This is a genomic window from Acrocarpospora pleiomorpha, from assembly GCF_009687885.1.
Taxonomy (GTDB): domain Bacteria; phylum Actinomycetota; class Actinomycetes; order Streptosporangiales; family Streptosporangiaceae; genus Acrocarpospora; species Acrocarpospora pleiomorpha.
Window position 1 is genome coordinate 308,428 of record NZ_BLAF01000005.1, and the last position, 10,610, is coordinate 319,037.

Genomic DNA, 10,610 nt, shown 5'->3' on the forward strand with positions numbered 1-10,610 from the left:
ACCGGTCAGGGCTCCCAGCGCCCTGGCATGGGCCGGGAGCTGTATGACCGGTTCCCGGTGTTCGCACAGGCGCTGGACGCGGTGCTCGCGCAGCTCGACGTCGAGCTGGACCGCCCGCTGCGGACGATCCTGTTCGCCGCAGCGGGCTCGCCCGAGGCGGAGCTGATCGACCAGACGCAGTGGACGCAGCCCGCGCTGTTCGCGATCGAGGTGGCCCTGTTCCGCCTGGCGGAGTCGTGGGGGCTGCGGCCTGACCTGGTGGCCGGGCACTCGATCGGCGAGATCGCCGCGGCGCACGTCGCCGGTGTGCTGACGCTGGCGGACGCGTGCACTCTGGTCGCCGCCCGGGGCCGCCTGATGCAGGCGCTACCGGCCGGGGGCGCGATGGTCTCCGTACAGGCCACCGAGGACGAGGTACGCCCGATGCTCGCCGGGCGCGAGCACGAGGTGTCGATCGCCGCGGTCAACGGGCCGTCGGCCGTGGTGGTCGCGGGCGCGGAGGGGCCGGTCACCGAGGTCGCCGCCCGGTTCGCGGCCGAGGGTCGCAAGACCACCCGGCTGACCGTCAGCCACGCGTTCCATTCCCCCCTGATGGACCCCATGCTGGAGGAATTCCGGCAAGCCGTCCGAGGGCTGCGGTTCTCGCCGCCGGCCATCCCGCTCGTCTCCAACCTGACGGGCGAGCCGGTCGCCGTCGAGCGGATCTGCTCACCCGACTACTGGGTCGACCACGTCCGGGAGGCGGTCCGCTTCGGCGACTGCGTGCGCACCTTGCGCGGCAAGGGAGTGAGCACGTTCATCGAGCTCGGCCCGGACGGCGTGCTGTCCGCGATGACTCAGCACTGCCTCGCGGGTGACGGCACCGAGGCCGGGACGCTGGTGGTGCCGGTGCTGCGGAAGGACCGTGGCGAGGAGGAGTCGGTCGTGGACGCGCTGGCCCGGCTCCATGTGCACGGGCTGCCGGTGGACTGGGGATCCCTCTTCGCCGGGTACGGCGCACGCCGGGTCGACCTGCCCACGTACGCCTTCCAGCGGCGGCGGTTCTGGCCGGAGGCCGTCGCTCCGGCCGGCCTGGCGCAGGACCCGGTGGACGCCGAGTTCTGGGCCGCGATCCAGCGCGGCGACCTGGCGTCGGTAGCGGCCACGCTGGAGCTGGAGGCGGACTCGCTCTCGACGGTGGTGCCCGCGCTGTCCACTTGGCGTCGCTCGCGCCGGGAGCGCACGCTCGTCGACTCCTGGCGGTACCGGGTGGCGTGGAAACCCCTGGCCGCCTTGCCGCCCGGCAGCCCGTCCGGGAGATGGCTGGTGGCCGTCCCGGCCGGTGGGTTCGAGGACGGGCAGTGGGCGGAGGTGCTCGAGGCCGTGGGCGCCGCCCTTCCGGGCCCCGATGCGCTGGTGCGTTTCGACGTCACGGATGCCGATCGCGCGGGGCTGGCTGTACAGCTCGCCGAACTGCTCAGCGAGTCGGACACGGACGGAGGGGCGCCGGTCGGCGTGATCTCACTGCTGGCGCTCGCCGAGACGGACACGGCCGGCCTGTCCGAGCTGTCCGGAGTGGCGTTGACGACCGCGCTCGTGCAGGCGCTGGGCGACGCCGGCGTGCACGCGCCGCTGTGGTGCCTCACCCGAGGCGCGGTGTCCGTTGGCCGCTCCGATTCGCGACCGAACCCGGGACAGGCCGCCGTTTGGGGCCTTGGCCGGGTGGCCGCGCTGGAGCATCCGCAGCGCTGGGGCGGCATGATCGACCTGCCGGGGACGATCGACCGGCGGGCCGTCGCCCGGCTGGCCGCGATGCTGGCCGGCGGACCTGACGGCGAGAGCGAGATCGCTCTGCGCCCCTCCGGAGTGTTCGGCCGCCGGCTCGTCCCGGCCCCGGCAGGGGATGCCGGCCGGTCGTGGCGGCCGCGCGGTACGGTGCTGGTCGCCGGGGACACGGGAATCGCCGGCGAGCGCATCGCCCGATGGCTGGCCGACGCGGGCGCCGAGCGGGTGGTGCTGGCCGGGCGCCCCGGCTCGGCGGAGTCCGCGAATACGGAGTCTGCGGATACGGAGTCTGCGGACCCGGATTCCCGTGTGACGATCAGGCACTGCGACCTGGCGGATCGGGAGGCGCTGTCCGCCCTACTCGTGGAGTACCCGCCGGACGCGGTCGTCTACGCCGACGAACCGCCGGCCGCCGCCCCCCTGGACGGAGCCGAGCCCGCGGACCTGGCCGCGGCCGCCGCGGCGCACGTCGCGGGCGCGGCGAACCTGAACTCCTTGCTGGGGGACTGGGAACTGGACGCGTTCGTCGTGTTCTGCTCGCTGGCCGGCGTCTGGGGCGTCGCCGGCCGTGCGGTCGCGGCCGCCGCGGAGGAGGTCAGGAACGCGTTGGTCGAGGCGCGCCGCGCGCGAGGCACGGCGGGGACGACCGTGTCCTGGTCGGCATGGGCGGACAGCGGCGTGACCACCGATAAGGGAATGGACCTGCACCTGCGGCTGAACGGGCTGCCCGCCCTGGCGCCGGAGCTCGCGCTCAGCGCCCTGGGCCGGGTCGTCGCGAGCGGAGAGAGCGCGGTGACGGTCGCCGACGTGGCATGGGACGTGTTCACCCCGGCCTTCCTCGCGCTGCGCCCGACCCCCCTGCTGGACGAGCTGCCGCAGGCCCGGCAGGCGAAGGCGGCGGCGAACGGTGGCGCACACGACGGCGAGCCCGCGCTCCGGGAACGTCTGCTCGGGCTGCCGGCGGCCGAGCGAACAGGAGTCGTCCTCGAGCTGGTGACGACCAAGGCCGCCGCCGTTCTCGGGCACGCGGACGGCGGCGCGATCGAGGCCAACCGGGCCTTCCGCGACTTCGGCTTCGACTCGCTCACCGCGGTCGACCTGCGCAACCAGCTCAAGGCCGCGACCGGGCTCGCCCTGCCGGCCACGCTCGTCTTCGACCACCCGACACCGGAGGAACTCGCCGAACACCTGGCGGGACAGCTGCTCGGCGAGGCGGGCCCGCGCGAGGAGACCGGGGCGGGCACGCGGGCGCCCGTTCCTGCCGTGCTCTCCGACGACCCGATCGTCATCGTCGGCATGAGCTGCCGGTATCCGGGCGGCGTCCGCTCGCCGGAGGACCTGTGGCGGCTGGTCGGCGACGAGGTGGACGTGGTCGGCCCGTTCCCCGTGGACCGGCACTGGGATCTCGCCCTCCAGTCCGGCGGCCGCAGCTCGTACACAAGCCAGGGCGGGTTCCTCTACGACGTCGCCGACTTCGACCCGGGTTTCTTCGGCATCTCGCCTCGTGAGGCGATGGTGATGGACCCGCAGCAGCGGCTGGTCCTGGAGGCGGCCTGGGAGGCGTTCGAACGCGCCGGTGTCGACCCGGCCGGCCTGCGGGGCGGCGACGTGGGCGTCTACGTCGGCGGCACCAGCGGCGACTACCAACCGCCCCGGGACCATCAGGGTCACGCGCAGACGGCTCAGGCGGCCAGCGTGATCTCCGGTCGGCTGTCCTACGCCTTCGGCCTGGTGGGGCCGGCGGTGACCGTGGACACCGCCTGCTCCTCGTCGCTGGTGGCGTTGCATCTGGCGGCCCAGGCGCTGCGGTCCGGTGAGTGCTCGCTGGCCCTCGCGGGCGGGGTCACCGTGATGTCCACCCCGGTGGGATTCGTCGAGTTCGGTGAGCTGGGGGCGCTGTCCCCGGACGGCCGGTGCAAGGCGTTCTCCGACGCCGCCGACGGCACGGGCTGGGCGGAGGGCGTCGGCATGCTCGTGGTCGAACGGCTGTCGGACGCCCGGCGCAACGGCCATCGCGTGCTCGCGATCCTGCGCGGTTCCGCCGTCAACCAGGACGGCGCGTCCAACGGATTCACCGCGCCGAGCGGTCCCTCGCAGCGCAGGGTGATCCACCGCGCCCTCGCCGCCGCCGGTCTCGCCCCCGCGGACGTGGACGTGGTGGAGGCGCACGGCACGGGTACGAAGCTGGGCGACCCGATCGAGGCCCAAGCCCTGCTGGAGACCTACGGTCAGAACCGCGAGCGGCCGGTGCTGCTCGGGTCGGTCAAGTCCAACATCGGTCATACGCAGGCGGCGGCGGGAGTCGCCGGAGTGATCAAGATGGTCATGGCGATCAGGCACGGTGTCGCGCCGAAGACGCTGCACGTGCACGAACCGTCGTCGCATGTGGACTGGTCGGCGGGCGCGGTGGAGCTGCTCACCGAGGCCAGGCCGTGGCCTGACGCCGGACGCCCGCGCCGTGCCGGGATCTCGTCCTTCGGAGCCACCGGCACGAACTCCCATGTGATCATCGAGGAGGCGCAGCCCGCCGATGCCGCCGTACCGGCGGCATCGGGCCCGGGCCTCCTGCCGGTCCCGCTGTCGGCCAAGACCCCGGACGCGGTGCGGGCGCAGGCGCGACGCCTGCTCGACCACCTCGCCGAGCACCCAGAGCTCGGCTTGGCCGATCTCGCGTTCTCCCTGGCCACCACCCGGTCGAGCTTCCGGGAGCGGCTCGCCGTACTGGCCGGGAGCCGAGAGGAACTGGTGGACGGCCTGACCGCGGCGGCGGACGGCGGCCCGGCGCCCCACGTGATCGAGGGCCGGGCAGGACGATCGGGCAAGACGGCGTTCCTGTTCACCGGCCAGGGCGCCCAGCGGGCGGGGATGGGCCGCGAGCTCTACGACCGGTTCCCGGTCTTCGCCGACGCGCTCGACGCCGTGCTGGCACATCTGGACGTGCGGCTGGACCGGCCGCTTCGGGAGATCTTGTTCGCCTCGGCGGACGCGCCCGAGGCCGGGCTGCTCGACCAGACCGGATGGACCCAGCCGGCGCTGTTCGCAATCGAGGTGGCCCTGTTCCGCCTGCTCGAGTCGTGGCATCTCACCCCTGACGTGCTGATCGGGCACTCGGTCGGCGAGCTGGCCGCGGCGCACGTCGCGGGCGTGCTGTCACTGGAAGACGCCTGCGCGCTGGTGGCGGCCCGGGGCGCGCTCATGCAACGGCTTCCCGCCGGTGGCGCGATGGTCGCCGTCCAGGCCGCCGAGGAGGAGGTCGCGGGACTCCTGGCCGGGCGCGAGCACGAGGTCTCCCTCGCCGCGGTCAACGGCCCGGAGTCGGTGGTGATCGCGGGGGCGGAGCAGGCGGTGCTGGACGTGGCGGACGCGCTGGAGAAGCGCGGGCGCAAGACGAGGCGGCTGCGGGTCTCCCACGCGTTCCATTCACCGCTCATGGACCCGATGCTGGAGGAATTCCGGGCGGTCGCAGAACGGCTCGCCTACGCGCCGCCGCGCATCCCCGTGATCTCGAACGTGACCGGCGCACCCGCCACGGACGAGCTGCACTCGCCCGGCTACTGGGTGGAGCACGTGCGCAGGACCGTCCGGTTCGCCGACGGGATCCGCTCGGCGCACGAGGCCGGGGTGACCCGCTACGTCGAGATCGGCCCCGACGGCACGCTGGCCGCGATGGCCGGCGACATCCTCCCCCCGGAGGACGAGGTCGAGCTGGTCCCCCTGCTGCGCAGGCACCGCGACGAGCACGAGGCGGTCGTCACCGCACTCGCTGGGCTGCACGTCCACGGGATGAGCCCGGACTGGACCGCCGTCTTCGCCGGCACCGGTGCCAGGCCCGTGGACCTGCCGACGTACGCGTTCCAGCACGAGCGGTTCTGGCCGACTCCGGCGCTGTCGTCGTGGCACGGCGAGGGGGCCCTAAGGTCCGCCATCGACGGCTGGCGGTACCGGATCGCCTGGCAGCCCTTCGCCGGCGCGGAGACGCCCGGCCGGGTCGCGGCGATCGGCCCCTGGCTGGTCGTGCTTCCCGAGGAACAGGCGGCGGACGCCTGGACGGACGCGGCGATCGACGCGATCGCCGCCCTGGGCGCGGACGTCGTACGCCTGGAGCTGCCCGGCCTCACCGGCACGCCCGAAGACCGGGCCGCTCTGGCCGAGCGCCTGCGCGCACACGCCGCAGCCGCGCCGTACAGCGGAGTGGTGTCGCTGCTGGCTCTGCGGGAATCTTCTGCTCACGCGGAAGTGCCCACCGGGCTCGTCCTGACGACGCTCCTCCTCCAGGCGCTGGGCGATGCCGGTGTCGACGCGCCGCTGTGGTGCCTCACCCGAGGCGCGGTCGCGGCCGGTCCCGGTGATGTTCTGGGCAGCCCCGCGCAGGCCGCCGTCTGGGGCCTCGGCCGGGTCGTCGCGCTGGAGCAGCCGCAGCGGTGGGGCGGCCTGATCGATCTGCCAGACAGCGTCGATCGTGGCGCGGTGCGACGGTTGGCGAGTGTGCTGTCCGGGGTGTCAGGTGAGGATCAGGTCGCCATCCGGCCTTCTGGCGCCTACGTCCGGCGGCTCGTGCAGGCTCTTCCCGGTCGGACCGGCGAGTGGGAGCCGCGGGGGACCGTACTGATCACCGGTGGCACCGGTGCGCTCGGCGGGCACCTGGCCCGCTGGCTGGCTACGAACGGCGCCGAGCACCTGCTGCTGGTCAGCCGGCGGGGGATGGACGCCGACGGCGCCGCCGAGTTGCGGGACGAGCTGGCAGGCCTGGGAGCCCAGGTGACCGTGGCCGCATGTGACGCGGCCGACCGGGACGCGCTGGCCGCCGAGCTGGCCGGCATTCCTGCGGAGTTCCCGCTCACCGCGGTGGTGCACGCCGCGGGCGTGCTCGACGACGGTGTGGTGGACGGTCTGACCCACGAGCGGTTCGAGACGGTGTTCCGCGCCAAGGTGAGTTCGGCGGTGGTGCTGGACGAGCTGACCCAGGATCTGGATCTGCCGGTGTTCGTGCTGTTCTCGTCCGCCGCCGGCACGCTCGGCAGTCTGGGCCAGGGCAACTACGCCGCCGCCAACGCGGTGCTCGACGCGCTGGCCGAGCGGCGGCGCGAGCGCGGGCTCGCGGCCACCTCGGTGGCGTGGGGCGCCTGGGCCGGCGGCGGCATGGCGGACGTGGCCGCGGCGCAGGAGGCGTCCCGGCGCATGGGGGTGCGGCCGATGGACCCCGCGCTGGCCGTCTCCGCCCTGAGCGGCCTCGTCGCGGGCGGTGAACCGGTCGGGGTGGTCGCCGACATCGATCACGAGAGGTTCCTCCGGTCGTACACTGCGGGCCGGCCCAGCCGGTTGCTGCGTGAGCTGCCGAACTACCGGGAGCTGGCCGAGCTGAACGGCTCGGTGAACGAGCAGCCGGTGTCCGCACTGCGGGACAGACTGACCGGTCTGCCCGACACCGAACGGCCTGGCGTGGTGCTCGACCTGCTGCGCGACCAGGTCGCGATAGTCCTCGGGCATGCTTCCCGGCGGGCGATCGGCGCCGACCAGGCGTTCCGGGACCTCGGGTTCGACTCGCTCAGCGCGATCGAGCTGCGCAACCGGCTCATGGCGGCGACGGCGCTGAAGCTGCCGCCCACGCTCGTCTTCGACTACCCGACTCCAGAGGCCCTCGCCGGTCACCTGATCGCCCAGCTCGTGCCGGAGACGGCCGGGATCTCGGGCGTCGACGAGGAGGAGGCGCGGGTCCGGGCGCTGTTCGCGTCGCTGTCCATGGCCCGGCTGCGGGAGATCGGCGTGCTGGACGCGCTGCTGCACCTGACCGATGGCCCTGCGACGGCGACCAGCGAGGAGGACGCGCTCGACTCGATGGGGCTCGACGAGTTGGTGCGGGCGGCCCTCAACGGCGGAGCCCAATAAGCTCGACCCGGCCGGGTGGACACACCCGGCCGGGTCGGATTCGTACGGTCAGACCGTGGTTTCAGCCTTCGGTCAGCGAGATGGACTGGGAAGGGCAGGCACGGACGGCCTCCCGCACGACCCCCTGGGCCGAGCCGTCCACGGTATCGGCCAAAACCGTGACGGTTCCCTCATCGGTCTGGTCGAAGACCTCCGGGGCGATGAGCACGCACTGGCCGGCGCCGACGCAGCGCTGGGCGTTCACATTGATACGCGTCACATTCATCACCAACGGACCGGTAGCGCGTGCAGCCCGAACAGCACGCCGTCGTACTTGAACGGCAGGTCCTCGACCGCCTGATCGAGCTCAAGGGTCGGAATCCGCCGGAACAGGGTCCCGAAGACGGTGTCCATCTCGATCCTGACGAGGTTCTGCCCGAGACACTGGTGCACGCCGTACCCGAACGCGACGTGGTGGCGGGCCGAGCGGCTCGGGTCGAACTGCTCGGCGTGCCCGAACGTGCCCTCGTCGTGGTTGGCCGCGGCGCCGAGCGGCACGATGCCCTCGCCGGCCCTGATGAGCTGCCCGCCGATCTCGACGTCCTCCACCGCCACGCGCAGCGCCACCCGGTCGGCCACGGACAGGTAGCGCAGCACCTCCTCGACCACCCCGGGTGCGTTGATCCACTGCCGGTTCAGCATCAGCATGACCGCGCCGAGCGCGATGTTGTTCGCCGTCGTCTCGTGCCCGGCGATCAGCAGCAGCAGGGCGACGCCGGAGATCTCCTTGGGGGTCAGCACCCCGGCACGCAGCAACCGGCTGATCAGATCCCTGCCGGGGAAGCGCTGCTTCATGGCGATCAGCTTGTTGATGTAGAGCAGCAGGTCCTGGGCCGCGGCATCGCGTTCGTCGTCGGTCGAGGTGAAGGTCACCAGAATCTGCGTCCTGGACTCGAAAAGCTCGCGGTCCGTGCGCGGCACGCCGAGCAGTTCGCAGATGATCAGCGACGGCACCGGCAGCGCGAACGCGGCCACCAGGTCGGCGGTGGTGCCACCGGCGAGCATGGCGTCGATGCGGCCGTCGACGATCCGCTGGACCGCCGGGCGCAGCTCGCCCACCCGCCGTACGGTGAACTCCGGGATCAGAGCCTTGCGGAACCGGGTGTGGTCCGGCGGGTCGTAGGCGACGAACCAACCGGGGATCTGGTCGGGGTGCGGCACCGTCCCGTTGCGCCCGATGGACGGAAACCCCGGGTGCGTTGGGCTGGCACTGATCCGCGGGTCGGTGAGCACGGTGCGCACATCCTCGTGGCGCGTGACCAGCCACACGGTGCTGCCGTTGGGCAGCGCCGACTTGACCAGGCCCGGGCGCGCCCGCAGTTCGGCGTACTCGTCCGGGGGAGAGAGTTGCCCGCGCCGTCGCGTCGGGAACTCGATGGAGATCGGATCGCTACTTGGCATGCTGTCGCCACGTCCTTCGCAGGTCCTGTCAGATCATTTCAGCGCCGGACTGCCCAGGATCAGATCGGCGGCGGCGTGGACGCCCCCCGCCTCTCGCATCGCCTTGGAGAAATGCTCGGCGCGTTCACGGAATGTGGGATTGTCGAGCACCTGGGTGATCTTGCCGACCCAGTCCTCGACATCGATGGTCTGCGGGTCGTCCACCGTGAGACTGACCCCGCTGTCCACGCCGCGCACCGCCTGGTCGTAGCAGTCGACCCACAGCGGCCGGATGACCTGCGGCTTGCCGAAATACAGTCCCTCGTGGAACGCGTTTCCGCCGGCATGGTTGACGAAGAGCTTGACGTTGGGATGGGCCAGCACATCGAGCTGAGAGGGGACCCAGCTCTCGATCCTGAGGTTCCCCGGCAACTCGTCGCTCGGCGGCAGCAGGTGTTGCTGCTCCTTCGGGAGCTTCCACAGCACGGAGTGCCGGCCGTCCAACCGGCGGGCGATCTCCGTCACCGCGTGGACTTCGGGGCCGGTCAGCCGGGTGATGGTGCCGAATCCCATGTAGACGACGGAGGGGTTGGCGTCCAGCCACTTCGAAAGGTCGTGGTCGCCCGGCGCCTCCGGCAATGGCGGGATGACCGCGCCGACCAGGTGGACGTGCTCGGGAAGGGGGATCGGGTAGTCCAGTCCTGGCACGGTGCAGCACACGATGCGCTCGGCGAAATCGGTTTTAGCCGTGGGGCGGAGGAGCTCCTTCGGGAGGTCCAGTTCCTTCGCGGTGGCCAGGACGTGCCGAACGATTCTCAGCATCCTCGGGTGCAGGAACATCAGCAGGGCCCGGGTCTTGAAGTAGGTGTTGTAGACCCGCTGCTGGAACGTCATGTTCAGGGGCAGCCCGGAGTGCAGCATCGGGTAGCCGCGTGGCGTCTCCATCGCGAGCAGGTTGCTCGGGAAGAAAGGCGAGATGAGGATGAACGGAATCTTCCGCTTGACGGCCACCGTCATCGCGATGGGGTTGACGGTGTCGAAGACCATGAGGGCGGGGTTGATCTCGTCGACCAGGGAGTCGACCATCGGGTAATTCTTCTGCGTCGGCACCACGCTGAATATCTGCCGTATCACCGCGTGGTGCGCCTTCCATCGGGAGCGCTGGGTGACCTTGCGGTACACCTCGTCGTCCCAGCAGTTGGGGGTGATTTCCGGGAGGGGGTCACCGAGGGAGACGAAGTTCAGGCCGTTTCCCTCTTTGATGTTCTCGATGTCCGCCTGGAACTCCTGCTCCGCCGCGAACCACAGGTCTTCCGTGCCACGCCGGGCGACTTCGGCGGCGATGACGCGCAACGGATTGAAAATTCCGTGCCCCGTGGAACTGACGAACAGCACCCGCTTGCGGCTCTCGCTCATCGTGCACACCTCCATGGCGGGAGCCGGACCGCCGGAAAGTGAGTGACACGCCGGCGTCTGCTCCGGTGGCGGATCCGTCATCGCCGCGAACGTCTCTAAGTGGCCGGACGTCGGCGTGCCCGCAA

4 protein-coding genes (1 of these 4 running past the window's edge) are annotated in these 10,610 nt (G+C 71.9%); 1 reads left to right on the forward strand and 3 read right to left on the reverse strand.

From position 1 onward, the window contains the following. On the forward strand, positions 1–7,650 hold the 3' end of the coding sequence (locus Aple_RS04210; protein WP_155343099.1) for a type I polyketide synthase. It extends 20,499 nt beyond the left edge of the window; 7,650 of the gene's 28,149 nt are visible here — the last part of the coding sequence; its start codon lies beyond the left edge, outside the window; it ends in the stop codon at positions 7,648–7,650. A gap of 61 nt (positions 7,651–7,711) precedes the next feature. Here the strand turns inward: Aple_RS04210 and Aple_RS04215 are convergent, their stop codons facing one another. From Aple_RS04215 to Aple_RS04225, 3 genes are read right to left on the reverse strand one after another with little or no spacing between them, the layout of a single operon-like run. Continuing rightward, positions 7,712–7,909 (reverse strand): ferredoxin, encoded by a 198-nt coding sequence (locus tag Aple_RS04215; protein ID WP_246264117.1) that lies wholly within the window; start codon positions 7,907–7,909, stop codon positions 7,712–7,714. A 5-nt stretch (positions 7,910–7,914) separates the two neighbouring features. Continuing rightward, positions 7,915–9,090 (reverse strand): cytochrome P450, encoded by a 1,176-nt coding sequence (locus Aple_RS04220; RefSeq protein ID WP_155343101.1) that lies wholly within the window; start codon positions 9,088–9,090, stop codon positions 7,915–7,917. A gap of 33 nt (positions 9,091–9,123) precedes the next feature. After that, complete coding sequence (locus Aple_RS04225; RefSeq protein ID WP_155343102.1) at positions 9,124–10,485, reverse strand: glycosyltransferase; 1,362 nt, start codon at positions 10,483–10,485, stop codon at positions 9,124–9,126. Between the last annotated feature and the right edge of the window lie 125 nt (positions 10,486–10,610).

Excerpts from the sequence above, each read along its gene's own strand:
- Aple_RS04220 (WP_155343101.1), bottom strand. The coding sequence starts at position 9,090 with ATGCCAAGTAGCGATCCGATCTCCATCGAGTTCCCGACGCGACGGCGC.
- Aple_RS04225 (WP_155343102.1), bottom strand. The coding sequence starts at position 10,485 with ATGAGCGAGAGCCGCAAGCGGGTGCTGTTCGTCAGTTCCACGGGGCAC.